Origin of the sequence: Acidovorax sp. Root275, assembly GCF_001428965.1 — a bacterium.
Classification (GTDB): domain Bacteria; phylum Pseudomonadota; class Gammaproteobacteria; order Burkholderiales; family Burkholderiaceae_C; genus Acidovorax; species Acidovorax radicis.
Genome location: NZ_LMJH01000001.1, coordinates 1,140,398 through 1,166,249, shown reverse-complemented (window position 1 = coordinate 1,166,249; position 25,852 = coordinate 1,140,398). Strand labels below are relative to the sequence as shown.

General features: G+C 61.1%; 20 protein-coding genes. 14 read left to right on the top strand and 6 right to left on the bottom strand.

The genetic code is table 11. The features are described 5' to 3' along the window. Positions 1-125: 125 nt before the first annotated feature. From ASE52_RS05280 to ASE52_RS05270, 3 genes are all read right to left on the bottom strand, one after another. Entirely contained in the window at positions 126-1,085 is a 960-nt protein-coding gene (locus ASE52_RS05280; RefSeq protein ID WP_057224319.1) for a class I SAM-dependent methyltransferase, read from the bottom strand. A 94-nt stretch (positions 1,086-1,179) separates the two neighbouring features. Next, positions 1,180-1,806 (bottom strand): NUDIX domain-containing protein, encoded by a 627-nt coding sequence (locus tag ASE52_RS05275; RefSeq protein ID WP_010458365.1) that lies wholly within the window; start codon positions 1,804-1,806, stop codon positions 1,180-1,182. Further along, a complete protein-coding gene (locus tag ASE52_RS05270) occupies positions 1,803-2,213 on the bottom strand; it encodes a hypothetical protein (protein ID WP_010458366.1) in 411 nt (136 codons plus the stop codon). The genes ASE52_RS05275 and ASE52_RS05270 overlap by 4 nt, the downstream gene beginning before the upstream one ends. 95 nt (positions 2,214-2,308) lie before the next feature. Here ASE52_RS05270 and ASE52_RS05265 point away from each other — a divergent pair, with 95 nt between their 5' ends. Then, entirely contained in the window at positions 2,309-3,070 is a 762-nt protein-coding gene (locus ASE52_RS05265) for a DeoR/GlpR family DNA-binding transcription regulator (RefSeq protein ID WP_057224317.1), read from the top strand. Positions 3,071-3,340: 270 nt separating this feature from the next. Next, a complete protein-coding gene (locus ASE52_RS05260; protein ID WP_140426134.1) occupies positions 3,341-5,602 on the top strand; it encodes a hypothetical protein in 2,262 nt (753 codons plus the stop codon). Between the two features lie 149 nt (positions 5,603-5,751). Here the strand turns inward: ASE52_RS05260 and ASE52_RS05255 are convergent, their stop codons facing one another. Both ASE52_RS05255 and ASE52_RS05250 read right to left on the bottom strand, forming a co-directional pair. Further along, a complete protein-coding gene (locus ASE52_RS05255; RefSeq protein WP_198928059.1) occupies positions 5,752-7,206 on the bottom strand; it encodes a sigma-54 dependent transcriptional regulator in 1,455 nt (484 codons plus the stop codon). Further along, positions 7,203-9,101 (bottom strand): HAMP domain-containing sensor histidine kinase, encoded by a 1,899-nt coding sequence (locus tag ASE52_RS05250; protein WP_057224313.1) that lies wholly within the window; start codon positions 9,099-9,101, stop codon positions 7,203-7,205. The genes ASE52_RS05255 and ASE52_RS05250 overlap by 4 nt, the downstream gene beginning before the upstream one ends. A 208-nt stretch (positions 9,102-9,309) precedes the next feature. On the opposite strand from ASE52_RS05250, the gene ASE52_RS05245 reads away from it, so the two are divergent. The 6 genes from ASE52_RS05245 to ASE52_RS05220 all read left to right on the top strand — a co-directional run bounded on the left by ASE52_RS05245 (position 9,310) and on the right by ASE52_RS05220 (position 19,037). After that, complete coding sequence (locus tag ASE52_RS05245; protein WP_057224311.1) at positions 9,310-9,987, top strand: DUF4166 domain-containing protein; 678 nt, start codon at positions 9,310-9,312, stop codon at positions 9,985-9,987. A gap of 48 nt (positions 9,988-10,035) precedes the next feature. Continuing rightward, positions 10,036-11,550 carry a TIGR01777 family oxidoreductase gene (locus tag ASE52_RS05240; RefSeq protein WP_057224309.1) on the top strand — a complete coding sequence of 505 codons (1,515 nt, stop codon included), beginning with the start codon at positions 10,036-10,038 and terminating at the stop codon, positions 11,548-11,550. 279 nt (positions 11,551-11,829) lie between these two features. Continuing rightward, complete coding sequence (locus ASE52_RS05235) at positions 11,830-13,422, top strand: type I restriction-modification system subunit M (protein ID WP_057224307.1); 1,593 nt, start codon at positions 11,830-11,832, stop codon at positions 13,420-13,422. Then, positions 13,419-14,702, top strand: a complete 1,284-nt coding sequence (locus ASE52_RS05230; RefSeq protein ID WP_057224305.1) for a restriction endonuclease subunit S — start codon at positions 13,419-13,421, stop codon at positions 14,700-14,702. The genes ASE52_RS05235 and ASE52_RS05230 overlap by 4 nt, the downstream gene beginning before the upstream one ends. Position 14,703: 1 nt before the next feature. Next, positions 14,704-15,897: an AAA family ATPase gene (locus ASE52_RS05225; protein WP_057224302.1), complete on the top strand. Its 1,194-nt coding sequence runs from the start codon at positions 14,704-14,706 to the stop codon at positions 15,895-15,897. A 41-nt stretch (positions 15,898-15,938) separates the two neighbouring features. Next, positions 15,939-19,037 carry a type I restriction endonuclease subunit R gene (locus ASE52_RS05220; RefSeq protein WP_057224300.1) on the top strand — a complete coding sequence of 1,033 codons (3,099 nt, stop codon included), beginning with the start codon at positions 15,939-15,941 and terminating at the stop codon, positions 19,035-19,037. A gap of 141 nt (positions 19,038-19,178) precedes the next feature. On the opposite strand, the gene ASE52_RS05215 is transcribed toward ASE52_RS05220, so the two are convergent. Then, the gene (locus ASE52_RS05215) at positions 19,179-20,255 is read right to left on the bottom strand and encodes a LacI family DNA-binding transcriptional regulator (RefSeq protein WP_057224298.1); all 1,077 of its coding nucleotides are present in this window, start codon (positions 20,253-20,255) and stop codon (positions 19,179-19,181) included. Positions 20,256-20,523: 268 nt separating this feature from the next. Between ASE52_RS05215 and ASE52_RS05210 the strand changes: the two genes are divergently transcribed. The 6 genes from ASE52_RS05210 to ASE52_RS05185 all read left to right on the top strand — a co-directional run bounded on the left by ASE52_RS05210 (position 20,524) and on the right by ASE52_RS05185 (position 25,852). Next, positions 20,524-21,207 (top strand): amino acid ABC transporter permease, encoded by a 684-nt coding sequence (locus ASE52_RS05210; protein ID WP_057224296.1) that lies wholly within the window; start codon positions 20,524-20,526, stop codon positions 21,205-21,207. Beyond that, a complete protein-coding gene (locus tag ASE52_RS05205; protein WP_057224294.1) occupies positions 21,204-21,890 on the top strand; it encodes an amino acid ABC transporter permease in 687 nt (228 codons plus the stop codon). The genes ASE52_RS05210 and ASE52_RS05205 overlap by 4 nt, the downstream gene beginning before the upstream one ends. A 14-nt stretch (positions 21,891-21,904) precedes the next feature. Then, positions 21,905-22,708, top strand: coding sequence for an amino acid ABC transporter ATP-binding protein (locus ASE52_RS05200; RefSeq protein WP_057225226.1), 804 nt, complete (start codon positions 21,905-21,907; stop codon positions 22,706-22,708). 184 nt (positions 22,709-22,892) lie between these two features. Further along, complete coding sequence (locus ASE52_RS05195; RefSeq protein ID WP_057224292.1) at positions 22,893-23,687, top strand: transporter substrate-binding domain-containing protein; 795 nt, start codon at positions 22,893-22,895, stop codon at positions 23,685-23,687. A gap of 95 nt (positions 23,688-23,782) precedes the next feature. Then, complete coding sequence (locus ASE52_RS05190; protein WP_057224290.1) at positions 23,783-24,325, top strand: VOC family protein; 543 nt, start codon at positions 23,783-23,785, stop codon at positions 24,323-24,325. Positions 24,326-24,574: 249 nt separating this feature from the next. After that, entirely contained in the window at positions 24,575-25,852 is a 1,278-nt protein-coding gene (locus tag ASE52_RS05185) for a ribulose-bisphosphate carboxylase large subunit family protein (RefSeq protein WP_057224288.1), read from the top strand.

The window sequence follows — 25,852 nt, the reverse complement described above, 5'->3', positions numbered from 1 at the left end:
GAATGCGGCAGGCGGCAAGGCCGTGGGAATGCGGACCTGTTCACACAGGCGCCGCAAAGAATATCAGAAGCCACCGGCAATCCACAAAGCCTAAATGGCACTGGCAAGCGGCCCTGAGAACCTGTTCAAAGATTCGGGGCGGCGTACACCAGCACCTTGAGGGCGCGTTCCGGGTCCACGTCCGCAAACGCGGCCGGGTTGGCCACCCGTTCCACAAATTGCAGCTCAGGCGCCAGCTCCTGCATCTGCTCTTGCAGGAAGCCCACGCCCAGCTCGGGCGCGTTCAGGCACAGCAGCGCGTGGCCACCGGGTGCCAGCAGGTCGGGCAGGCGGCGCATCAGCCGTGCGTAGTCCTTGGTGGCCACGAAGCTGCCCTTCTGGTAGCTGGGCGGGTCCACGATGACCAGGCCATACGGCCCGCTGCGGGTGATCTTGCCCCAGCTGCTGAAAATGTCATGCGCCAGAAAGCTGGCGCCGGTGGTGAGGCCGTTGAGCTGGTGGTTCTGCTGGCCCACGGCAATGGCGCCATGGCTCATGTCCACATTGACGACCTGCCTGGCCCCTGCCTGCAGCGCCACCACCGAGAACGCGCAGGTGTAGGCAAACAGGTTCAGCACCTTGAGGCCATAGCGGTCCGTGCTGCGTGCAGCGGCAAAGGCGTCCACCCAGCGGCGGCCTTCGGCCATGTCAAGGAACAGGCCATGGTTCTGGCCGCGCAGCACATGCACCTTGAATGTCAGGCCGTGCTCCGTCACCGCATGCGGCTCGGGCACGGCGCCCGCCATCAACCGTGTCTCGGTGCGGCCCTGGGTGCGAAGTTGTTCGTTGCGGCACTGGAACACCCAGTTCAGCGGCTGGCCGGGGGCAAGCTGCTCGCAGCGCGCGGCCAGTGCAGCGCCCACCGTCGCAAGCTGGGTTTCAGTGTCCTCGCCCGCAGGCAGGAAGCTGGTGAGCACGTAGACCGGCGGATAGGCGTCCAGCGTCCATTGCTCACAACCGGGGTGGCGCCCGCCCCGGCCGTGGAAGATGCGCTGTGCATCCGTGGGCAAAGGCATGTGGGCGATGGCGTCGAGCAGGGCTTGCATGGGGATCAAAGGCGTGTGTTGGGGCTGCGGCAGAGTGGCTTCGGCACATCGGCCGCCACGGGGCCGGCCAACGTGCGTTGCGAGGGTGCCGAGGTTACCCGCTTGTGGCGCCCCCTTGCAGCATCAGCGCCACATGCAACAGCAGCATCACCGTCTTGCCGTCCTGGATGGTGCCCGCATGAATGCCCGCGATGGCGTCGGCGAGGGGCATTTCAATGACCTCGATGTCCTCCCCTTCCTGGGCCAGGCCGCCGCCCTCGCGGATGCGGTCCTGCGGTTCGTACTCGGCCACAAAAAAGTGCACTTTCTCGGTGACCGAGCCTGGGCTCATGTAGGCCTCGAACACCTTGCGCGGCTGGCGGATGCGGTAGCCCGTTTCTTCTTCCGCTTCACGGCGGATGCAGGTCTCGGGGTCGTCGCCATCCAGCAAGCCCGCGCAGGCCTCAATCAGATAGCCGTCGGCGCCTCCGTTGATGAACGCAGGCAGGCGGAACTGGCGCGTCAGCACCACGGTGTGGCGCTGCGGGTCATACAGCAGCAGCGTGGCGCCGTTGCCCCGGTCGTAGGCCTCGCGGCTCTGGCGCTGCCACTGGCCGTCGCGGCGGCGCAGTTCAAACGTGATCTTGCGCAGCACATACCAGTCGTTGGAGAGCAGTTGCACATCCAGCAGCCGCACATGGTCCGCCTGCGCGGCGATGGGAGGTGGTGGTGGACGGCTCATGCGGCAGCCCCTTCGCCAGCGGCCAGCCGCATCGGCAGTTCATCCACGTGGTGGACCACGGGCAGGCCCCGCGCCCGGGCCCGCTCCACGTCCATGTCTGCGCCGCGCGATGCGCCAGGCAGCCGCAACACGGCGTCGCAGCGGGCCAGCAGCCGCTCGGCCACGGGGTATTGGTAGGCGTGGAACACCGCGTCGCCAGGCTCTTGCCCACCCGCCGCATGGATGATGGGCAGGGCCAGCCACTCTCCCAGCAGCGGCAAATGGCCACGTTCGTAGATGGGCAGCGCTGCGGCTTCAAGCCGTTCGCGGTTGGCGGCGATCCGGGCGGGGTCGCCGTCGGTGCCCGAGAGATAAGGACCGGCGATCAGAACGAGCCAAGGAGAGTCGGCCGGGGGCGCAATGGACATGGTTTCTCCGAAAAATTGCAATCGTGCAGTATCATGCACTTTCAGGCAGTTTCACGCAACCACTGACACCCATCCGCACCACAATACGGGCCCATATGCTCACCACCCAACGCAAGCAACTCATCCTCCACCGGCTTCAGCAGGACGGCCAGATCGTGGCCCGCGCGCTCAGCGAAGAGCTGGGCATCTCCGAAGACACGGTGCGGCGCGACCTGCGTGAACTGGCGGCCGAAGGGCGGTTGCAACGGGTGCATGGCGGCGCCCTGCCCGCTTCTGCCGCCGTGGGCAGCCTGCAAGTGCGCGCGCAACTTGCCACCGACGAAAAGCGTGAGCTGGGCCGCGCCGGGGCCGGGCTGGTGCAGCCTGGGCAGGTGGTGATCATCGATGGCGGCACCACATCGCTGCAGGTGGTGCAGCACCTTCCGCTGGACCTGCGCGCCACCGTGGTCACCCACAGCCCCAGCGTGGCCGTGGCGCTGGCAGACCACCTGCAGGTGGAGGTGCTGATGCTGGGCGGCCGCCTGTTCCGCCACTCGATGGTGAACGTGGGCGCCAGCGTGACCGAAGCCGCCATGAGGCTGCGCGCAGACCTGTACCTGATGGGCGTGACGGGTGTGCATGCCGACGCTGGCTTGACCACCGGCGATTTCGAGGAGGCCGCCGTCAAGCGCACGCTGCATGCGCGCGCCGCAGAAACCGTGGTGCTGGCCTCCATCGACAAGCTCGGAACCGCCTCCCCCTTCGGCATTGCGGCGCTCAAGGAGCTGGCGACGCTGGTCGTGCCAGCGGCCACCCCGGGCAAGGTTGTCGCCGGCCTGCGGGCGGCGGGGGCCAAGGTCGTCAGCGCCCGGCCGTGATGGCCGTCTGCTTCCCGACAGGAGCAGCCAACAGCATGGCCATGCCGAACTCGAAGGATTCCCCAAATTCGTGGCCAACGGTCGGATGCGCAGATTCAGGTTGGTGATCAGCCGAATGCCTGAAAAACCTCGTGTGTTCATGCCACCCACACGATCCATGCAAGCTTTGGACTGTTCGACGCGACCCTGTGTCGCTAGCCTTTGGTTCTTCCCAACACCGGCTGATAAGCGCGAAGCAGCGCCAACCAAGCCGACTACCAGGAGAACCTCATGGACATCAAAGTCAATCAACCGCTCGGTCCGGATCAGACGCAGCAGCAATCTCGCAAGGTTCCGATGCGCTTTCGCACACGCACAGCACTTGCTGGTGGACGTAGGCCAGGGGTGGCTTTTTTCGGTAGCGCCGAGCACTGGTCGGTCGTGGATGGGCTCAGGCTCACGCTGGCGGATGGCAGCTCACACGATGCCGCTCATCTCGAATTCACACTGGAAAACGGCTGCCGACTGAGTTTCGGCCAGATCGTCGCGCTGGCTGGCGATTTTTATGCCCTTCCGCACAAGCCCATCTCCGATCAGCCGGACAAGCCCGCTGCGTTTCGCGAAACCTTCGCCGAGCTCGACAAGGCAGACCCGCAGGAGGTCAAAAAAATTTTGGGAATCATGGAGGAAGAGTTTCAGGCCATCGCCAACGCGATCGCGAAGGGCGAAGACCCCCACGAAGCTTACGCACGCAACAGCGACCACTGGGACCTGCAATACAACATCGCCACCGGAGGGGCGGACAAAAAAGTCTATCCCTATGACACCAGTTTGTGGGGCCGCTACATGTGGATTGCCAGCTTCAACTGGGACCATTTCGGTGCCCACGCCCAGGATGTCTGCCGCGCAGGTCTTCAAGTAGCAATGGAGACCGCCGCTTCAGCCAGTGCCCAGCAGGGGATGCATCGCAGCAACGGATTGTTGAAGGCGTATGCGTACCTGGCATTCGCCAGCCACTATCTGACCGACGGTTTCGCCAGCGGACATCTGCGCACGCCGCGGCGTCACCTGCACGACTTCAAGAGCTCTCAGACCCACTCGATCGACTTTGCGCCGGATGCATGCGCCAAGGCGATGCATGACGAGGATGGTTTCAACGGTTTGTGGGTAAGCAATGCGGCTGGCGACCACTGGATCACCTACGGCGATGGGCGCTACTTTGACACCGTGAATGCGGCCAACCGAAATGTGATGCGCGCTGCCCTTCGCGCGGCTATTGCCGATGTGTATCGCGCGTTCACCGATGGCAAGGCCGTGGCCGCTCCCACTTACCTGCGACTGCTTCCCAAGCTCCCGCTCGACCCTCAGGCTACCGACAATTTTTCACCACTGTTTGTCGCAAAACCGGGTGAAGCCTTGGCTCGGGTCCGTGTCCCAACTGCAAACCCCAATTCGCGCATGTGGATGCGCGCGGGAATACTAGGCGTTGCGCCTTGGTGGGTACTGGCGGCAGAGCTCAATGGTGCGCTGCGCCCCCCAAAAATAGGCGTACCACCCGGCAAAGGCCAGGCCACAGGCCCAAACACCGGTTCTGGCAGCGCCACAAACTGGATAGTGCAAGCCCGTCTGCTGGAGCGTCTGGGCAAACCGCTGACCACGCAGTCTTCACCTGCCATCGCCGAGTTCAAGGGTGAACGGTGGGTGTGCGTCAAACAAGGAAACCAGTTTTTGATCGGGCGCCACCGCACGCAGTGGACCGACTTTCAACTGCTGAAGGTGTCCGGCGATCCGGTGCAGACATCCACCCCTGCGACACTGGTTGTTCATGGCGACGTGCTGCATTGCTTCTATGCCGACTTCGAGGGCTGTCTACAGTGGCTGCAATGGAACGGCGACCGTTGGATGAAACATGGCACCGTGCAAGTCAACGGCAGTGCCGCCAAAACCGATCGCGCCCCTTGTGCGGTTTCACTGCCCAACGCACGCCACCTTGTGCTGTTTTTCAAGGGATATCAGTCGAGTGACCTCTACTACGCATGGCGCTTTGAAAAGGAAACCAAGTGGTTGGGAAACACACCGGTTCAGACGGGCCAGGGCTACGCAGCAATGACAGATGAACAGCCTTGCGCTGCCTGCACGCGCGAGGGTGCTTTCGTGTACTTCCGCGCCCATGGCGGACGCAGTGTGTACTCCATCTGGGTCAGCGACAACGACCCCGCTAGAAACTTCTACTTCTACGGCAACGAGCCCATCCGCCTGATCGACAAAAGCGTCGCGTGGTCGTCAGCAGCCATAGCGGCTGCCGCACACCCCACTGACAGCCAGGTGTTGCTGGTCGTGCCGCACGATGACAACGCACTTCGCAGCATCACCCAGCAGACCCTTGGCGACACAACACAACGCCAGTACCTTCCTGGTGATGTGGATGCAGCTGACGGCGAGCAGCTTTTAAGCAACATCACCCCTGCCCTGGCCCTGATTGATGGACGCTACTGGATGTTGAGCGTGGAGCCAGAGGGGCATCAAGTGATGTTGAGCTTCGGGCAACCTTAGCCCTGATGCAGTGCGGCACCCAGCGGCCATGAAAACCGAGCGCCTTATCCATGGCCACCGTGGTGCCAAGGCAAGGCAGCGTCAACTTTGCCGGTGGATGATTACTTTTCTTCCATCGCGGGCGTGCCCTGCGCCTGCCCAGGCCAGGTTCAACGCAACCCCAGCCGCGTCAGCTTCTTGATCAACCCCACCCGCGAAATCCCCAGCCGCCGTGCCGCCTCCGACTGATTGCCCGCCACCGCCACCATGGTGTCGCGCACCATGCGCACTTCCAGCTCCATCAGCGCGGCGTCCAGGGGGCCGGTGCTGCCGGATGGCGCCACTGCAGGAGTTTTTTGATCCACCGCACTCTCGCTCATATCCCCGCTGGCCAGTTGCAGCAGCTCGGCATCCACCTCGCGCTGGTCGGGCATCAGCAGTGCCCCGGCGGACTCCACCACGGCTTTGAGCTCGCGCACATTGCCCGGCCACTCGCGCGCCATCAGCCACGCCAGGGCGCTGGCCGACAGGCTGGCGCGGTGTGCCACGCGGTGCAGAAAGCGCGTGGCCAGCAGCGGGATGTCGGCGGGCCGCTCGGCCAGCGACGGGGTGCGCAGCACCACGCCCTTGAGGCGGTAGAACAGATCCTCGCGGAACGTACCGTCGCGCACCATCGCTTCCAGGTCGCGGTGGGTGGCGGCCACCACACGGGTGTCGGCGCGCTTCGGCACACGCCCGCCCACGGGCACAAAAGTGCCCTCTTGTAAAAAGCGCAGCAGCTTGACCTGCATGGGTGGCGGCATTTCGCCCACCTCGTCCAGAAACAGCGTGCCGCCGTGTGCGGCCTCCACCAAACCGGGCTGGTCGCGGTAGGCGCCGGTGAAGCTGCCCTTCAGGTGCCCGAAGAGCTCGCTCTCCAGCAGCTCGGCCGACAAGGCGCCGCAGTGGATGGCGACAAAGGGCTCGCTGCGGCGGGCGCTGCAGGCGTGCAGGGCGCGGGCCACCAGTTCTTTGCCCGTGCCCGTGGGACCGAGCACCAGCACGCTGACGTGGGTGGGCGCTACGCGGCGCACCAGGGCGCGGAGTTGCACCGTGGCCGCCGCCTGCCCCACCATGCCCAGATCGTCCAGCGACTGCCCTGCGCGCAAGGCGGCCAGTTCGGCATCCAGCCGCGCCTTGCGCAGCCCGCGCGCCACCACAAACCGCAGCATGTCGGGGTCGATGGGCTTGGTCAGAAAGTCCCAGGCGCCCAGCTCGGTGGCGCGCAGGGCCAGCGCGTGGTCGCCGTGGCCGGTCAACACCACCACCGGCACGCGTGCAAAACGTGGGATCAGCTCCAGGCCGATCTCCGGGTCCATGTGGGGCGGCATGGCCAGGTCCAGCAGCACCAACTCGGGCTGCTGTTTGGCAAACGCCGCCAGGGCTTGGTCGCCATCGCCCGCCAGCGCGACGGTGTGGCCCAGGTTGCGCAAAAAGGCACCGCCCAGCCGCTGGAAGGCTGCCTCGTCATCGACCAGCAGCACGTGGCCGTTGACATGGTCGCTTATCGGCTCGCCCGCTGGCGCGGCGTCTTGCCCTGCACCCGGCGGGGCGTCAGCTGCGTTGTCTGTGGTGTTGGCGGTCATGGCAGGCGTTGCGTCGTCGTCAAAGGAAAGCGCAGCGTGAAGCAGGTGCTCCACGGCGGCCGTTCGGTGAGTGCCACCGAACCACCGTGTGCAGCCATGATGCGGGCCACGATGGCCAGCCCCAGCCCGGTGCCGCCGGGGCTGCGCGATGCAAAGGGCTCGAACAGGCGGCTACGGATTTCGTCGGGTACGCCGGGGCCGGCGTCGCAGATGTGCAGCAGCACGGCGTCGGCGGTGGTTTCTGCGTCGATGTGCACAGGGCTGTGCGTTGCTGACGCTGTTGGGTCACCACCGGCATCGGTATCCACGGCATCAGACGCCATCGCGATGCGCGCGTTCTCGAGCAAATTGGTCAGCGCCTGGTCCAAGCGGCGCGGGTCAGCCTGCAAAACCAGCGGCTGGGCCAGGCCCGCGCCCAGGGTCACATCGGGCAACCGCATGGCCGCGTTGCGCACGTGGGCGGCCAGGTCCAGCTCACGGGGCACCAGCTTCCAGGGCTTGGCAAAGTCCAGCAGGTCGTGCGTCAGGTTCGCAATACGCGCCACCTGGTCGGCCACCTCGCGCCGCGCCTCGCCGGGCGCAGCAGCCACGGCCATCGAGATGATGTTGAGCGGGTTGCGAATGTCGTGCGCCACCGTGGCGGCCAGCGCGCCCAGCTCGGCCAGCCGCGCCTGCAGCTGGCGCTCGCGTTCGCGGGCGGCAAACTGCTGGGCCTGCTCCACGCGCGCCGCCGCTTCGGCCACCACCGTGCCAAACAGCTCGGCCACGTGGCGCGGCCCGGGCGGCGCGGCGTCCCAGCCGTGCAGCGTGGTTTGCCAGCCTTGCTCGCCCGGGGTGCACACCAGTTGCGGGGTGCTGCCGGGTAGCGTTGATGGCGCTGATGACGTTGAAGGTGTTGTTGATGCGGACGGAGCGCCAATCTGCACCTCCACCTGCGTGCCAATGCGCGCACTCAGCAGCGTGGCGGCCTGCTGCGCCAGGGCCTCGGGTGTCTCCGCCGACAGCAGCGCGCTGCGCCAGGCGCCCAGGTCGGCAATCGATACCTCGCCCCCCGGGTACACCAGCCGCTCGGCCACGCGGCGCACCGGGCCGTTGAGCGCCAGCACACTGGCGGCCACGGCCAGTCCACCCAGCCAGCGCGACTCGAACGGCAGCAGCGGCGTGAGCGCCAGTACCACCGCGCCCAGCGCCAGCAGCAGCGCCCACACCAGCGCGCGGCGTGCCCAGGCGTTGGCCACAAACACGCCATAACGCAAGATGCCGTAGACCAGAATCAACGAGTACAGCGGCAGGCCCAGCAGCGGAAACGGGTAAATCGGCAAATCCAGCACCGCAATGCCATAGCCCGCCAAGCACAGCAGCCCCCACAGGCACGACGCGGTGACGGCGGCAATCTGCCGAAACTTCTGCCCATCACCCGACCGGCGTGCGCGCAGCAAGGCCAGCAGCAGCACCGCCACACCGCCAATGCCCAAAATCACCCAGGCCATGCTGGCGATGGTGCCCACCGGGTCGGCCACCGCAATAAAGCCAATGTCGCGGTGCTCAATCAGGTGCCCCGGCACCAGGATGATGGAAACCACCGACGCAGTCGCGCCCAGCGCATAGGCCACTGCAACGCCCCAGCGCCCCAGGTCGACACGGCAAAACACCGTGCAGAAATGAAAGAACAGCGCAGAGGTGAACGGCGCCGTAGCCAGCAAGCGCATCGCCACCGGTTCGGTCTCAGGCCCCAGCCAGTTGGGCAGCTCGTTGCCCACCATCCACAGCGAAATACCGATCAAAAAAGCCGCCAACAGGCGGGCCCCCGCCACGCGGTCAGCCCAGGCCAGCAGCAGGGCTGCCAGCACCAGCGTTTCGAGCACCGAAAACCCGAGGACGGCGTGGATCAGCATGCGCAGGCTGCGATTTGGGTGTTGGTGATGGGGGCGCTACGCATGTCGGTGACCTGTTCCTGGGGTTAACGGTAGGGGCTGCGCGCACTGTAAACCAAGTATGCAGCCAGCCAAGCAAATTCCAATGAAATCAACCACTTGCAGCGGCCGCTAAGCCTGGCCCGGGTTTCGCAATAGAGAGTGCAACCGCCACTCTTGCAAGCCCGCCATGTTTGCCCTTTTCACCCCAGCGCCCCGCCACTGCACCGCCAACCCAGCACACGCAACGCCAGTGTTGGACTTGCCCGCCCTGGCCGGCGCCGCAGCGTGGGCACGCCTGCCGGCCGCAGTGCAACGCCGCTTTGGCACCGCCCACGCCGACGTGAGCTACCACGGCCACATGGACCTGCGCTGCTCGCTGATCGGCCACGTGTACGCCGCGCTGACCCGGGCCTGGGGCGGCCCGCTGACCCACATCAACACCACCGCCCTGCCCGCCACCGTCAACGTCAGCCACAACGGGCGCGGCGGTGTGGTGTGGGAGCGGCGCTTTCACACCGGCACCGACGCCAATAACGGAACCCACCACGGCGCAGACCGCACCGTGCGGTCCACCAAGGAGCTGGGCACCGACGGCACCCTGCTGGAGCGCACCGACGGCGGCCTGGCGATGTCGCTGGACGTGCTGGAAGAAGACGGCGCGCTGGTGTTCCGCAGCCGCTGCTTCTGGTGGGTGCTGGCAGGCCTGCGCATCCCCGTGCCGACCTTGCTGACGCCCGGCACCTGCCGCGTTGCCCACACCGACCTGGGCGCAGGCCAGTTCCGCTTCACGCTGAGCATGGTGCACCCGCTGTGGGGCGAAACCTTCCACCAGTCCGGCGTGTTCACCGATCCCGTGGTGGATTGACCCACCGCACCCGTCGGCATCGATTCTTCATCACACTGAGCCCACACCATGACCGCCATGAACACCATCTTTCTGCTGCTCTCCATCCAGGCCGCCTTGGGCGCGTTTGACAACCTGTGGCACCACGAGCTGCAGGCCCGGCTGCCGCAGCGCAGCTCGGCACGGTACGAGCTCTCGCTGCACGCCGCGCGCGAGGCCATCTACGGCGTCGTCTTTGTCGGCCTGGCCTGGTTTGAATGGCGCGGCGCCTTTGCCGCCGTGCTGGCCGGGTTGCTGCTCATCGAAGTGGGCATCACCCTGGCGGATTTTCTGGAAGAAGACCGCACCCGCCGCCTGCCGCCGTTCGAGCGTGTGCTGCACACCGTGCTGACCATCAGCTACGGCCTCTTCCTGGGCCTCGTCGCCCCCGTGCTGTGGGCATGGGGGCAGCAGCCCAGCGCCATGGTGCTGGCCCCGCACGGCTGGGTGTCGTGGCTGTTTACGGCCTACGCCATCGGCGTGTGGGCCTGGAGCGTGCGCAACACGCTGGCCGCCATCAGGCTCTATCGCACGGCCCCGCCTGCGCCACAGCCCAGCGCCCTGCACGCCCGTAGCCTCCAACCCCAGCCCGCCACCCTGGTCACCGGCGCCACCGGCTTTGTGGGCAGCGCCCTGGTGGCCGACCTGGTGCGCGACGGCCAGCGGGTGATCGTGTTGACCCGCGACGCCCTGCAGGCCCGCGCCAGCTTTGGCCCCGGCGTGTGGGTGGTGGACACGCTGGACGCCATCCCGTCCGAAACGACCATCGACGCGGTGGTCAACCTGGCAGGCGCCCGCGTGCTGGGCATGCCGTGGACCCAGGCGCGCAGGCACCAACTGCTGGCCAGCCGCGTGGACACCGCCGTGGCGGTAGTCAGCCTGATGCGCCGCCTGCACAAGGCCCCGCGCGTGCTGGTCAGCGCATCGGCCGTGGGCTTCTACGGCGCATCGCCCAACGCGTCGATGGAGCCGTTGGACGAATCCGCCCCACCCCGCCCGGGCGAGTTCCAGTCCGACCTGTGCGCCGCCATTGAGCACGAGGCACGCCGCGCCGAAGCCCTGGGCGTGCGGGTGGTGCGCATGCGGTTTGGTGTGGTGCTGGGGCGCGGCGGGGGCGCCTACCCGATGCAAGCGTTGAGCGCCCGCCTGGGCTTGGGCGCTGTGCTGGGCCATGGTCGCCAGCCTGCGCCTTGGGTTCACTTGGCTGACGCAGTAGGACTGGTGCGGTTTGCGATGGGGCACCCCCACCTGCAAGGCCCCGTGAATGCCGTAGCACCTGAGGCAGCGACACAGGCTAGGTTTGCGCAGGCGCTGGCTGCATCGTTTGGGCGACGTGCCTGGCTGCGCATTCCTGAGTTGCCCTTGCGGGTCTTGTTGGGAGAAATGTCCTCCCTGTTGCTGGAGGGGCAGAACCCAGTGCCGAGTGCCGCGCTGGCTCGGGGCTACCGATTTTTGCACCCGCGACTGAGTTGCGCACTGGAAGATCTTGCTGGGATGGAAAGGAGCGAAGAAGGGATGGCCCCCGGAAAATATGAGTCAAAATAGCTGCTAGCGCTTATTGGTAAAGCGGTAGCAGCTATCATAAGAGTAGCAAAAAATTCTTGCAGTGCTTGGCAACAGAACCCACCTTTCAGCCAGCGCTGCGTAGCCACTCATAGCGACCGTACGTTCGTCAATTTGTCCCAAATCCAATCCTCAGAGCCCAAGTAGACTGCCACCCACCTTGAGCGACAGCCGCCCATCTCAACGACTCGCGCTCTCGACAACGCTCAGAGGCCCAAAGCTCGCCATGTCTGCACCACCGTATCGAAACAAGAACAAACCATGACCAGCATCGAACAACGCAAAGAACTCCAACGCCGTATCTGGCAAATCGCCAACGATGTTCGTGGTGCCGTAGATGGGTGGGACTTCAAGCAATACGTGCTTGGCGCTCTGTTCTACCGCTTCATCAGTGAAAACTTTGCGGCCTACATCGAAGGCGGGGACGACAGCGTTAACTATGCAGCGCTGGGCGATATCGTCATCACCCCCGAAATCCGCGACGACGCAGTCAAGACCAAGGGCTACTTCATCTACCCCAGCCAGCTGTTCGTCAATGTCGCAGCCAAAGCCAGCACCAACGACAGCCTGAACACCGACCTGGCCAAAATCTTTTCTCTCATCGAAGCCTCAGCCATCGGCTACCCCTCAGAGCGCGACATCCGGGGGCTGTTTGCCGACTTTGACACCACCAGCAATCGCCTGGGCAATACCGTCAAAGACAAAAACGCCCGCCTGGCTGCCGTGCTTAAAGGCGTGGCCGACCTGGACTTTGGTACCTTTGGCGACAGTGGTTTTGAAGCCCACAAAATCGACCTGTTTGGCGACGCCTACGAATTTCTCATCTCCAACTATGCCGCCAACGCGGGCAAATCGGGCGGCGAGTTTTTTACACCGCAGCAAGTCTCCAAGCTGATTGCCCAGCTGGCCATGCACGGGCAAACCAGCATCAACAAGATTTACGACCCGGCCTGCGGGTCTGGGTCGCTGCTGCTGCAAGCCAAAAGGCAGTTTGACGACCACATCATCGAAGACGGTTTTTTTGGCCAGGAACTCAACCACACCACGTACAACTTGGCGCGGATGAACATGTTCCTGCACAACGTCAACTACGACAAATTCAACATTCAGCTGGGCGACACCCTGACCGAGCCGCACTTTGGCGACGACAAGCCGTTTGACGCCATCGTCTCCAACCCGCCCTACTCAGTGAAGTGGAAGGGCTCCGACGACCCCACCCTCATCAACGACGACCGCTTTGCCCCGGCTGGCGTGCTGGCACCCAAATCCAAAGCCGACTTTGCCTTTGTGCTGCACGCGCTCAGCTACCTCTCAGCCAAAGGCCGCGCCGCCATCGTCTGCTTTCCTGGCATCTTTTACCGCAGCGGCGCCGAGCAGAAGATTCGCCAATATCTGGTGGACAACAACTATGTGGAGACGGTGATTGCGCTAGCCTCCAACCTTTTCTATGGCACCACCATTGCCGTGAATATTTTGGTGCTGTCCAAACGCAAGACCGACACCACCATTCAGTTCGTAGATGCCAGTGGTCTATTCAAAAAAGAAACCAATAACAACATCCTCACCGATAACGACGACGAGAACAGCCCCGGCCATATCCAGCAAATCATTGCAGTGTTCGACAGCAAGGCGAATGTAGAGCACTTCGCCAAGTCCATACCGTTTGAGAGGGTCGCTGCCAACGACTACAACCTGTCGGTTAGCAGCTATATCGATGCCAAGGACAACCGCGAGGTGGTGGATATTGCTCAGATCAATGCCAAGCTTAAAACCACTGTGGTTCGAATTGACCAGCTCCGCAAAGATATTGATGCCATCGTGGCAGAAATTGAAGACCAGGAGCAGGAGGTATGAATGACAGTAATTTTTTGGAAAAACTGCTAGATGAATTTTTAGTGGAGTGGCTGGCGCTGGGTAGCCTGGGGGAGTTGATTCGCGGCAACGGATTGCAAAAAAGTGACTTTACCGAAACTGGTGTCCCCGCGATTCACTATGGCCAAATCTATACCTACTACGAGTTATCCACAAAAGAAACAAAATCTTTCGTGTCGCCCGAGTTGGCCAAACAATTAAAGAAAGTTGATCAGGGTGATGTTGTAATTACCAATACAAGTGAAAACCTTGAGGATGTAGGTAAGGCATTAGTTTATCTTGGTGAGCGCCAAGCAGTCACAGGTGGACATGCGACCATCTTGAAGCCCGGAGAACTTCTGCTGGGTAAGTACTTTGCATATTTTTCACAGACTAATGAGTTTTTCAACAAAAAGCGAAAATACGCAAAAGGAGCAAAGGTAATTGATATTTCGGCTACGGATATGGCCAAAATCAAAATACCTATCCCCTGCCCAGATAATCCAAAAAAATCGCTTGAAATTCAAGCAAAAATAGTTCGAATACTAGATTCCTTTACCGAGCTTACAGCCGAGCTTACAGCCGAGCTTACAGCGCGAAAAATACAATACAAGCACTATCGCGACAGCTTTTTGCGTTTTGAAAACAAAAAAGTCGCATGGAAGCCGTTGGGCGAAATTGGAAAGTTTATTCGTGGAAAGCGCTTTACCAAGGCTGATTTTGTAGAAAATGGCATCCCTGCTATTCACTACGGCGAGATATACACCAAGTACGGCGTTTTTGCAGACAAAGCCTTTTCTCAAGTGGATAGTGATTTGGCTGATTCACTGCGTTATGCAGAACCCGGAGATGTGGTGATTGCAGGCGTTGGGGAGACTGTCGAGGACGTCGGCAAGGCTGTCGCATGGGTTGGAGCAGAGCAAGTTGCCATTCATGACGATAGCTATGCTTTTCGTCATTCGATGAATCCAAAGTTTATTTCTTATGTAATGCAAACCGCTGCATTCATTGATGAAAAAGCCAAACATGTATCACGAGGAAAGATTAATAGGCTGTTGATCAATGGACTTGAAAAAGTCAGAATCCCCGTTCCATTCCCGGACGATCCCGAAAAGTCAGTTGCAGAGCAGGCCAGAATCGTCGCCATCCTTGACAAGTTTGATGCGCTGACGAACTCCATTACTGAAGGTCTGCCCCGTGAAATAGAGTTGCGCCAAAAGCAATACGAGCACTACCGCAACCTGCTGTTGAACTTCCCGAAGCCCGAAGAAGTGGCGATGTGACATGAGCAAGACGCTGACCGAAATTGCTCAGCAACTGAGCACGCCCAAGACTGTCAGAAAGACGGTTCCTGAAAAAACCAAGGACGTTGACGAAACTAAACCGGTACCAAAGGTGCAACTGATCTATGCCTTTAACGGCACGGGAAAAACGCGCCTTTCGCGGGAATTCAAGCAGCTTATAGTTCCCAAAGCCAATGGTGAAGAGGACGATGAAGAAGCTGATGAGTCCGAGTTGTCACGTAACAAAATTCTCTATTACAACGCCTTCACCGAGGACCTGTTTTATTGGGATAACGATTTGGCGGAGGATGCTGAGCACAAGCTGAAAATACAACCTAATTCATACACGGATTGGTTGCTCACTCTGCTTAAGGATTTGGGTCAAGACGGGAACATCGTCAAGTATTTCCAGCGCTACACGAATGACAAGCTGACGCCACATTTCAGCGAGGATTTTGCGGAGGTCAGCTTTTCACTGGAGCGCGGGGACAACGAGCGCTCCGGGAGTATCAAGATTTCCAAGGGCGAGGAAAGCAATTTCATCTGGAGTGTTTTTTATGCGCTATTGGATCAAGTGATAGCAATCCTCAACGTCGCCGAGCCTGAGAGCCGTGAAACCCGGCAGTTTGATCAACTGGAATATGTGTTTATTGATGATCCGGTCAGCTCGCTGGACGACAACCACCTTATTGAGGTGGCAGTCAATTTGGCAGGAATCATCAAATCCAGCAAATCCGATCTCAAGTTCATCATCACCACGCACAATCCACTGTTCTACAACGTTCTGTTCAACGAGTTTAATAACAAGACCTGCTATATGCTGGAGCGTTTCGAAGATGGCAGCTTCACACTCACTGAAAAACATGGAGACTCTAACAAGAGTTTTTCCTATCATCTGCACCTGTTGGAGACTATAGAGCAGGCGATTGCGGATCAAAAAGTCGAGCGTTACCACTTCACGCTACTGCGCAATCTTTACGAAAAAGCGGCCAGCTTTCTGGGCTATCCGAAGTGGTCGGAGCTCTTGCCCGACGACAAACAGCTCTATCTGAGCAGAATCATTAATTTCACAAGCCACAGCACGCTGTCCAATGAGGCTATTGCAGAGCCAACACCAGCAGAAAAAGCAACGGTGAAGTTGTTGCTCGATCATTTGAAAAACAACTATGGTTTTTGGCAGCAAGAGGCGGTCTGAAGGAATGATCGAGCCGATTCACGAGGATGAGAACAAACAAAATGAATGACTACACGACCATTGCCGAATCCAGAAACTTCATCGTTCTGGACAAATACAACAAGGAATGGCAGGTCAATGAGAGCTACCAGAGTGAAGGCGATCTGGAGCGAGAGTTCATTCAGGATTTGGTCCATCAGGGCTATGAGTCCCCGCTTGGCCTGAATACGGGTGACGCTTTGCTAGCTAACGTGCGCGTGCAGTTGCAAGCGCTTAACAACGTGCAGTTTGCTGATGCCGAGTGGCAGCGCTTTGTGGAGACTTGGCTGGACAAGCCCAGTGATGGCATTGTTGAGAGGACTCGCAAGGTTCACGAAGACTACGTGCACGACTTCGTGTTTGACGATGGTCGCATCCAGAACATTTACCTGCTGGACAAAAAGAACATCGCCTGCAACAAGGTGCAGGTCATCAAGCAGTTTGAGCAAACTGGCTCGCATGCCAACCGCTATGACGTGACCATTCTGGTCAACGGCCTGCCGCTGGTGCAGGTGGAATTGAAGAAGCGCGGTGTGGCGATTCGTGAAGCCTTTAACCAGGTGCACCGCTACAGCAAGGAGAGCTTTAACAGCGAGCAATCCTTGTTCAAGTATTTGCAGCTGTTCGTGATCTCCAACGGCACAGACAGCCGTTACTTTGCGAACACTACCCAGCGCAACAAGAACAGCTTCGACTTCACAATGAATTGGGCGAAGGCGGACAACAGCCTGATCAAGGACCTGAAGGACTTTACGGCCACCTTCTTCCAGAAGCACACCCTGCTCAACGTGCTGCTGCACTACTCGGTGTTCGACACCAGCAACACGCTGCTGGTGAAGCGGCCGTACCAGATTGCCGCCACCGAGCGCATTTTGTGGAAGATCAACTGCGCATATCAGGCAAAGAACTGGAGTAATACCGAAAGCGGTGGTTTCATCTGGCATACCACTGGCTCGGGCAAGACGCTGACCAGTTTCAAAGCGGCGCGTCTTGCCACCGAGCTGGAGTTCATCGACAAGGTATTTTTTGTGGTGGACCGCAAGGATCTGGACTACCAGACCATGAAGGAATACCAGCGCTTTTCACCTGACAGTGTGAATGGCTCTGACAGCACTGCGGGCCTGAAGCGCAACCTTGAGAAAGACGACAATAAAATCGTCGTCACCACCATCCAAAAGCTCAACAACCTAATGAAGAGCGAGACCGACCTGCCTATTTACGGAAAGCAGGTGGTTTTCATTTTCGATGAGTGCCACCGCAGCCAGTTTGGTGAAGCACAGAAGAACCTGAAGAAGAAGTTCAAGCGCTTTTACCAGTTTGGATTTACTGGCACACCAATTTTTCCGCAGAATGCCGCTGGCGCGGAAACGACTTCCAGCGTGTTTGGCCGCGAATTGCATTCGTATGTAATTACCGATGCCATTCGCGACGAGAAGGTGCTGAAGTTCAAGGTGGACTACAACGATGTGCGCCCGCAGTTCAAAGCCATCGAAACCGAGCAGGACGAGCAGAAGCTCAGTGCCGCAGAGAATAGGCAAGTACTTCTGCACCCCGACCGCATCCGCGAGATTACCCAGTACATCCTGAATAGCTACAGGCAAAAAACCCATCGTCTACAGCCCAACGCAAAAGGCTTCAATGCCATGTTTGCAGTGAGTAGCGTAGATGCTGCCAAGCTGTATTACGAGTCGTTCAAAGAACTGCAAAAGGGCAAAGAAAGGCCTTTGAAGGTAGCCACAATCTTCTCGTTCGCAGCGAACGAAGAGCAGGACGCGGTGGGCGAGATTCAAGACGAGAGTTTTGACGTGTCGGCCATGAACAGCAGCGCCAAAGAGTTTTTGAGCGCAGCGATTACCGACTACAACGCGCTGTTCAAAACCAACTTTAGCGTCGATAGCAACGGCTTCCAGAACTATTACCGCGACTTGGCCAAGCAGGTCAAAGCCAAGGAAATCGACCTGTTGATTGTGGTGGGCATGTTCCTGACTGGCTTTGATGCCCCGACGCTAAACACCTTGTTCGTGGACAAAAACCTGCGCTACCACGGGTTGATGCAGGCCTACTCGCGCACTAACCGCATTTTTGATGCGACCAAAACCTTCGGCAATATCGTTACCTTCCGCGATCTGGAGCAACCAACCATTGACGCCATCACCTTGTTTGGCAACAACAGCACCAAAAACGTGGTGCTGGAGAAGAGCTACAAGGAATACATGGAAGGCTTTACCGATCTGATGACAGGTGAAGCACGGCGTGGTTTTGTGGCAGTAGTCACAGAGCTAGAGCAGCGTTTTCCGGACCCTGCAGCCATTGAAAAAGAATCCGACAAAAAGGCATTTGCAAAACTGTTTGGGGAGTATTTGCGCGTTGAGAACGTTCTGCAAAACTACGACGAATTTGCCAGCTTGAAGGCCTTGCAAACCGTGGATATTAATGACCCGGCAGCAGTCGAAGCATTCAAAGCGAAGCACTATCTGGATGATGCTGCACTGGCAGATCTCCAAGAGATTCACATTCCACCAGAGCGAAAGATTCAAGACTACCGCTCTACCTACAACGATGTTCGTGACTGGCTGCGACGGGAAAAATCGTCTGCAGAAAAGGAAAAATCTACCATCGACTGGGACGATGTAGTCTTTGAAGTTGACCTGCTGAAGTCGCAAGAAATCAATCTGGACTACATCCTCGAACTGATTTTTGAGAACAATAAAAAGGTGAAGGACAAAGCGGCGCTGGTTGAGGATATGCGAAGGGTGATTCGCGCTAGCCTGGGTCACCGTGCCAAAGAAAGTTTGCTGGTTGATTTCATTAACCAGACCGATCTGGACCAGATTGGCGACGCGGCCAGTGTGATTGAAGCGTTCTATGGTTTTGCCCGTGCAGAGCAACAACAGGAATTCGACGAACTGATCGAAGCAGAAAACCTGAATGTTGATGCAGCCAAACGCTACATCATGTCATCCCTAAAGCGGGAATTTGCCAGCGATAGCGGCACTGAACTCAATGCCGTGCTACCAAAAATGAGCCCGCTGAATCCGCAATACCTCACAAAAAAGCAGAGCGTCTTTCAGAAAATTGCCGCCTTCGTTGAAAAGTTCAAGGGTGTTGGTGGGCAGATTTGAAAGCAGTGTCTTGATATAGACAGGAACAAGGTTCTTCTGGTTTGTCGGTAGACCACTTCGCCAAACGAGCTAACGGGTAGCTACTTATCAAATGGAAATGCTTGCCGCCCTGACGACATTCAGCGGATTCTGCGATCACCCCTAAGGCAAATTCTCCCGAAATATCACCTGACTCCGTGTCGTCTCCACCCCACTCGTCGGCTCCCGCCCATCCCTCAGGTTGGCAAAGATCCGCACGCAGTTCATCACCGCCCCCTGTGGGTTCTGCGTGATCACCGCATCCATCGTCCCGTCGATCAGCAGCGCCCGCGTATCCGGCGTGAGGCCGTGGCCGATGAACACGATCTTGCGGTCTGCACCGGCTTCTTTCAGGGCCCGGCCAATGCCTTCGGCGCCACCGCCGATGTTGTAGATGCCTGCCAAGTCGTCGTGCTGCTCCAGCAGCGCGCGGGCCTGGCGGTAGTTGCGTTCGGCGTCGTCCTGGCCTTCGCGCACGCCCACCACCTGCACCAGGGGGAACTGTTCTTCGAACAGGTGCAAAAAGCCCGCCTCGCGCTCCTCGTGGGCGCGGTAGCGCAGTGATCCAACAATCATCGCCACATGCGCCTTGCGGCTGTGGGCCAGCGGGCCCATGAAGCGGGCGATGAGGTAGGCGGCGGTGCGGCCTGCGGCGCGGTTGTCCAGGCCCACGTAGGCCACGCGGCGTGAGTTGGATAAATCGGAGATGAGCGTGACGGTGGGCACGCCCTGCTCTGCCAGCTGGGCCACGGCCTCACGCACCACGGGGTGCTCCAGCGCCATGAAGGCGATGCCGTCGCAGCGCTTGCCGTAGTGCAGCAGCGCTTTGGCCAGCGCGTCGGGGTTAAAGCTTTCGATATACGCCGCCTGGCAGCGCACGTTGAACGGGGCCCAGTGGTCCTGCGCGTAGCCGATCACGTCGCCCAGCATTTGCAGAAAGCGGTTGCTGCCCTCGGGGATCAGCACCATCAGGCGCAGGGGCTGGGGTTGCAGCGCTGCGTGCAGCTCGGCCTGCGGCAGGTAGCCCAGGGTGGCAGCGGCCTGCAGCACCCGCTGCGCGGTGGCGTTGCGCACGCCCGAGCGCTGGTTGAGCACCCGGTCGACCGTGGCCGTGGAGACGCCGGACAGCTGGGCGATGTCGGGTATGCGGGGGCTGCGTGGACTGCTGGGATTGCTGGGACTAGGCGGGTTTTGGGCCATATGAATTCAATCAAAAACCATCATCTAGTTTGCTGGTATTTGATGGATTCCGCGGATAGTATCACTGGGCGTTCGGTGCTGAAAGGCATCAGAAACCATCAGTACAAACCCTAGGTTGTGACGGTGGCCCCTCTGCCAAACCGATCACACAGGAGACAAAGACATGCTTGGTATTTCCGCTCACGCTCGCCTGCGCCCACAGGGCAAGCCGCCAGCTTTTGGCCGCCGCGCCAGCACTCGCTGATTGACGCGCACGGCTGCCCTACCCATGACGTACGAGTTCGACTTTGCCAGCGTGCTGGCCAACTGGCCCCAGTTTCTGGAAGGGGCGTGGATGACCATCTTGCTGTCGTTCCCGGCCACGGTGATTGGTTTTTTGGGCGGCACGCTGCTGGCCATTGGCCGGCGCGGCGACAGGCGCTGGGTGGTGAAGGCCTGCGGTGCGTATGTAGAGGTGCTGCGCAACACGCCGCTGCTGGTGCAGGTGTTTCTGGTGTTCTTTGGCCTGGCCAGCCTGGGCTTCAAGGTGTCGGCGTTTGCTGCGGCGCTGCTGACGCTGGTGATCAACGTGGCGGCCTACACCTGCGAAATCATGCGGGCGGGCATGGATTCGATCCACAAGGGCCAGATCGAGGCGGCCGAGTGTCTGGGCCTCACGCGCCGACAGGTGTACTGGCATGTGGTGCTGCGCCCGGCGATGGAGAAGGTGTACCCCGCGCTCACCAGCCAGTTCGTGCTGCTGATGCTGGCCTCGTCCATCACCTCGCAGATCTCGGTGGAGGAACTCACCGCCGTGGCGGCGCGGGTGCAGTCGGAGACCTTCCGCCCGTTTGAGGCTTACATCCTGGTGGCGGTGGCGTATCTGGCGCTGTCGCTGCTGATGCGGCTGGGGCTGTGGGTGTTCGGGCAGATCGTGTTCACGCGCCAACGCAAATTGGGGAGCGCCAAATGATTGACGGTGGACTGAACTCGTATCACCTGCAGTACCTGCTGTTTGGCGCGCTGTGGACCGTCGGCCTGTCGCTGATTGCGTTTGTGGGCGGTGGCCTTGCCGGGGGCGTGATTGCGCTGTGCCGCGTCAGCCCGATCAAGGCGGTGCGCTGGGCGACGATTGCGTGGATTCAGATCATCCAGGGTACGCCGCTGCTGGTGGTGCTATTCCTGTGCTACTTCGGCCTGTCCATCGCGGGCCTGGAGCTGCCCGCCATCGTGGCGGCCAGCATCGCGATGATTGTTTACGTCAGCGCGTACCTGGGTGAGATCTGGCGCGGGTGCATCGAGTCGGTGCCGCGCACGCAGTGGGAGGCGGCCGAGTGCCTGGCGCTGTCGCGCACCCAGCGCATGCGGCTGGTGGTGCTGCCGCAGGCGGTGCGCATTGCCACGCCGCCCACGGTGGGCTTCATGGTGCAGATCGTGAAGAACACCTCGCTGGCGTCCATCGTGGGGTTTATTGAGCTGGTGCGTGCGGGGCAGCTCATCAACAACTCCATTTTTCAGCCTTTTACCGTGTACCTGCTGATCGCCATCGTCTACTTTGCGATGTGCTACCCGCTGTCGGTGTGGAGCCGCAAGCTGGAGCAGCGCCAGCAGTTTGGCAACCGTGGCGCAGCCACTGTGCCTGTGACCACCGCATGAAACGAGAAGACACCATGAACCTCGCCCAAGACGCTGCCGTGCACCCTTTTGCGCAAGCGGCTCTGTCTGCACAACAACTACGACAACAACAACAGCCCGTGGTCGAACTGAAAGACGTGCACAAAAGCTTTGGCAGCAACCAGGTGCTCAAGGGCGTGTCCTTTGCCATTCCCCGGGGCCAGGTGGTGGCCATCATCGGCAAGAGCGGCTCAGGCAAGAGCACGGCGCTGCGCTGCATCGACCGGCTGGAGATCATCGACAGCGGCACCATCAATGTCTGCGGCCACGCGGTGCACGACCCGGCCATCGACCTGCGCCAGTTGCGCCAGGACGTGGGCATCGTGTTCCAGAGCTACAACCTCTTCCCGCACCTGACGGTGGAGCAGAACGTGACCCTGGCCCCCAGGGCCGTGAAGAACCTGCCCACGGCCAAGGCGCGCGAGATTGCCGCCCGCACGCTGCAGCAGGTGGGCCTGGCGGACAAGGCGCAGGCCTACCCCGAGCAACTGTCGGGCGGGCAGCAGCAGCGCGTGGCCATTGCCCGGTCGCTGGCGATGGAGCCGCAGGTGATGCTGTTCGACGAGGTGACTTCGGCCCTGGACCCGCAGCTCACCGGCGAGGTGCTGCGCGTGATCGAAGCCCTGGCCCAGGGCGGCATGACCATGGTGCTGGTCACGCACGAGATGGAGTTTGCCGCCCGGGTGGCCGACACCATCATCTACATGCACGAAGGCAAGGTCTGGGAGACGGGCCCGGGCGACATGCTCAAGCACCCGCAGACCGCCGAGCTGCGCGACTTTCTGTCGCACGGGCTGTGATGACGGTGCGCCGCATTGAGAGACGACATGAACCCACTAGAACCGTTCACGCTGAGCCTGTCGAAGCGCCGCGCGAGGCTTCGACAAGCTCAGCCCGAACGGATGTTGAGATTTCAAAGGGCCGGATAGCGAAAGCCCTGCCCTCTTCGATTCCTTACCAAAAAACCACCAGGAGACAACCACCATGACCGCTTCCCTCATCTTCCGCCGCACCCTGCTGGCCTTCAGCGCCGCCGCCCTGTGCGTGCCCGCCATGGCCGAGCTGGCCGACATCAAGTCCGCCGGCAAGCTGCGCGTGGGCATCGACTTTGGCGCGCCGTTCTACGGCTACGTGGACGAAAAAATGAAGCCCGTGGGCTCGGACGTGGAAGCCGCCGAGCTGCTGGCCAAGGACCTGGGCCTGACGCTGGAGATCGTGAACACGACCAACTCCTCACGCATCCCCAACCTGCTGTCCAACAAGGTGGACCTGATCATCTCGTCGCTGTCGATCACGCCCGAGCGCCAGAAGGCGGTGGACTTCTCCATCCCGTACGGCGCCATCCAGGCCGCGGTGGGCGCGCCCAAGGGCCTGAAGCTCACCAGCATTGAAGACCTGGCCGGCAAGACCGTGGCCGTGACGCGCGGTGGCCCGCAGGACAAGATCCTGACCGAGCGCGCACCGCAGGCCAAGGTGGTGCGGTTCGACGACGAATCCGCATCCATCACCGCGGCCGCCACCGGCCAGGCCGACATCGTGGCCATCACCCCGCCAATCATCGCGGCCATCGCCAAGAAGAACCCGTCGCGCGACTTCGAGACCAAATTCATCCTGCAGTCGTACCAGCTGGGCGTGGCCATGCGCAAGGGCCAACCCGAGCTGATGGCCGCCGTCAACGGCTGGATCAAGACCAACCTGGCCAACGGCAAGCTCAACGACATCCATGTGAAGTACGCCGGCGTGCCGATCCCCAAAGAAATCATCGACGGCGCGAAGTAAGCCAACAAGCAAGCCAAGCGTGCAACTTGGGCGGCGCCTGATGGGCCCGCCCGGCTGCGCCCTGCTCTGACGCATCACCACCAAAGGAAATTTTTATGAGTCGTCATTTCGGCGCCATCCGCCAACTTGGCTATGTGGTCCACGACATCGAAGCCGCCATGGACTACTGGAGCAAGACCCTGGGCGTGGGCCCGTGGTTCTACAACCCCAAGGTTCCGATCAAGAACTACGTTTACAAGGGCGAGCAATACGAGCCGCACAACTCGGTGGCGCTGGCCAACTCGGGCTATGTGCAGGTCGAGCTGATCCAGACGCGCAACGACGTGCCGTCGATGTACCGCGACTTTTTGCAAGCCGGGCGCACGGGGCTGCAGCACGTGGCGTACTGGACGAGCGACTACGACGCCGACCTGGCGCGCCTGACGGCCCAGGGCTTCAAGACGGTGATGAGCGGCGAGGTGGGCGAGAAAGGCCGCTTTGTCTACTTCGACACCGAGTACCACCCCGGCACCGTGATCGAGCTGTCGGAAGTGGCCGGCCCCAAGGGACGGATGTTCGACCTGATCCGTGCGGAGTCGGAAACGTGGGACGGGACGACGGACCCGGTGCGGCCTTTTCCTGATCTGTCGAAGATTTGATTTTTAAGGGCCGTCCATCTCTACCCCCAAACGTCTGGGTTGAGCCTGTCGAAGCCTGTGCGCATGAGCCAAGTCCGCCTCACCGTTCAGGCTGAGCTGGTCGAAGCTTCTGCGCGCACGGCAAGTCCTTCGTCAGGCTCACTACGACCGGGAGTAACGCATTAAGTGCGTGCAATTTTCAAGCCAAATAGGCCTCTACCGCTTGATCCATAAGCGCTAGCAGCTATCAAAACAGTAGTAAACCGACTTATGTCTCCAGACCGCTTTGAAGCCACCTACCTGATCGAAACCCCGCTAGACCCCGCCCACGTGGCCGAAGTGCTGGCGGGCGAGCAGTCGTGCGGCACCTTCACCCGGGTCGAGGGCGAGACCGACGCGCTGCGCGAGCGTGCGCGCGCCACGGTCGAGTCGGTCGAGCTGCTGGACGTGGCGCCCGCCCCTTCGCTGCCCAACGGCTGGATGCAGCGGCGCGGCATGTTCGACACACCGCAGACCTGGCAGCGGGCCCGGCTGCGCGTGAGCTTTCCGTGTGACAACATCGGCCCCAACCTGCCGACGCTGGCCGCCACGGTGTCGGGCAATCTGTATGACCTGGGCGAGGTCACCGGCCTGCGCCTGGAGTCGATGAAGCTGCCCAGCGCCTACCGCGCCCAGTTCGACATGCCCCGCCACGGCATCGCCGGCACCCGCGCGCTGACCGGCGTGCACGGCCGCCCGCTGATCGGCACCATCATCAAACCCAACGTGGGCTTGTCGGCCGAAGAAACCGGCGACCTGGCCGGCCGCCTGTGCGCTGCGGGGGTGGACTTCATCAAGGACGACGAGGTCTGCGCCAACCCGGTCCACGCGCCGCTGGCCGACCGCGTCAAAGCCGTGATGCGCCGTGTGCGCGCCCACCAGGACAAGACCGGCAAGCGGGTGATGGTGGCCTTCAACATCACCGACGAAACCGACGCCATGCGCCGCCACGCCGACCTGATTGCCGCCGAAGGTGGCAGCTGCATCATGGTCAGCCTGAACTGGTGCGGCTACTCGGCCGTGCAAACCCTGCGCCGCCACAGCCCAATGGCGCTGCATGGCCACCGCAACGGCTACGGCGCGCTGTCGCGCCACCCGCTGCTGGGCTTTTCATTCAACGCCTGGCAAACGCTGTGGCGCTTGGCGGGCGTGGATCACATGCATGTGCACGGCTTGCAGGGCAAGTTCTCGCAGACCGACGAAGAAGTCATTGAGTCGGCCCACGACACCCTGGCCCCGCTGTGCGAAGGGCTGGACGACCGCGTGTTGCCAGCCTTCTCCAACGGCCAGTGGGCCGGCACGGTGCCCGCCACCTGGGACAGCATCCGGTCCAACGACCTGCTGTTCATGTCCGGCGGCGGCATCCTGGCCCACCCGGACGGCCCGGCTGCGGGCGTGGCCAGCCTGCAGCAGGCCTGGGACGCGGTGCAAAAAGGCGAGACCCTGGCCCAGCGCGCCACCCAGGCTTCCGAGCTGCGCCGTGCGATCGAATTCTTCGGCAAGAAATAA

Excerpts from the sequence above, each read along its gene's own strand:
- ASE52_RS05240 (WP_057224309.1), top strand. The coding sequence starts at position 10,036 with ATGACCGCCATGAACACCATCTTTCTGCTGCTCTCCATCCAGGCCGCC.
- ASE52_RS05220 (WP_057224300.1), top strand. The coding sequence starts at position 15,939 with ATGAATGACTACACGACCATTGCCGAATCCAGAAACTTCATCGTTCTG.
- ASE52_RS05230 (WP_057224305.1), top strand. The coding sequence starts at position 13,419 with ATGAATGACAGTAATTTTTTGGAAAAACTGCTAGATGAATTTTTAGTG.
- ASE52_RS05185 (WP_057224288.1), top strand. The coding sequence starts at position 24,575 with ATGTCTCCAGACCGCTTTGAAGCCACCTACCTGATCGAAACCCCGCTA.
- ASE52_RS05245 (WP_057224311.1), top strand. The coding sequence starts at position 9,310 with ATGTTTGCCCTTTTCACCCCAGCGCCCCGCCACTGCACCGCCAACCCA.
- ASE52_RS05250 (WP_057224313.1), bottom strand. The coding sequence starts at position 9,101 with ATGCTGATCCACGCCGTCCTCGGGTTTTCGGTGCTCGAAACGCTGGTG.
- ASE52_RS05255 (WP_198928059.1), bottom strand. The coding sequence starts at position 7,206 with ATGACCGCCAACACCACAGACAACGCAGCTGACGCCCCGCCGGGTGCA.
- ASE52_RS05225 (WP_057224302.1), top strand. The coding sequence starts at position 14,704 with ATGAGCAAGACGCTGACCGAAATTGCTCAGCAACTGAGCACGCCCAAG.
- ASE52_RS05200 (WP_057225226.1), top strand. The coding sequence starts at position 21,905 with ATGAACCTCGCCCAAGACGCTGCCGTGCACCCTTTTGCGCAAGCGGCT.
- ASE52_RS05195 (WP_057224292.1), top strand. The coding sequence starts at position 22,893 with ATGACCGCTTCCCTCATCTTCCGCCGCACCCTGCTGGCCTTCAGCGCC.
- ASE52_RS05235 (WP_057224307.1), top strand. The coding sequence starts at position 11,830 with ATGACCAGCATCGAACAACGCAAAGAACTCCAACGCCGTATCTGGCAA.
- ASE52_RS05265 (WP_057224317.1), top strand. The coding sequence starts at position 2,309 with ATGCTCACCACCCAACGCAAGCAACTCATCCTCCACCGGCTTCAGCAG.
- ASE52_RS05215 (WP_057224298.1), bottom strand. The coding sequence starts at position 20,255 with ATGGCCCAAAACCCGCCTAGTCCCAGCAATCCCAGCAGTCCACGCAGC.
- ASE52_RS05275 (WP_010458365.1), bottom strand. The coding sequence starts at position 1,806 with ATGAGCCGTCCACCACCACCTCCCATCGCCGCGCAGGCGGACCATGTG.
- ASE52_RS05260 (WP_140426134.1), top strand. The coding sequence starts at position 3,341 with ATGGACATCAAAGTCAATCAACCGCTCGGTCCGGATCAGACGCAGCAG.
- ASE52_RS05210 (WP_057224296.1), top strand. The coding sequence starts at position 20,524 with ATGACGTACGAGTTCGACTTTGCCAGCGTGCTGGCCAACTGGCCCCAG.
- ASE52_RS05270 (WP_010458366.1), bottom strand. The coding sequence starts at position 2,213 with ATGTCCATTGCGCCCCCGGCCGACTCTCCTTGGCTCGTTCTGATCGCC.
- ASE52_RS05205 (WP_057224294.1), top strand. The coding sequence starts at position 21,204 with ATGATTGACGGTGGACTGAACTCGTATCACCTGCAGTACCTGCTGTTT.
- ASE52_RS05280 (WP_057224319.1), bottom strand. The coding sequence starts at position 1,085 with ATGCAAGCCCTGCTCGACGCCATCGCCCACATGCCTTTGCCCACGGAT.
- ASE52_RS05190 (WP_057224290.1), top strand. The coding sequence starts at position 23,783 with ATGAGTCGTCATTTCGGCGCCATCCGCCAACTTGGCTATGTGGTCCAC.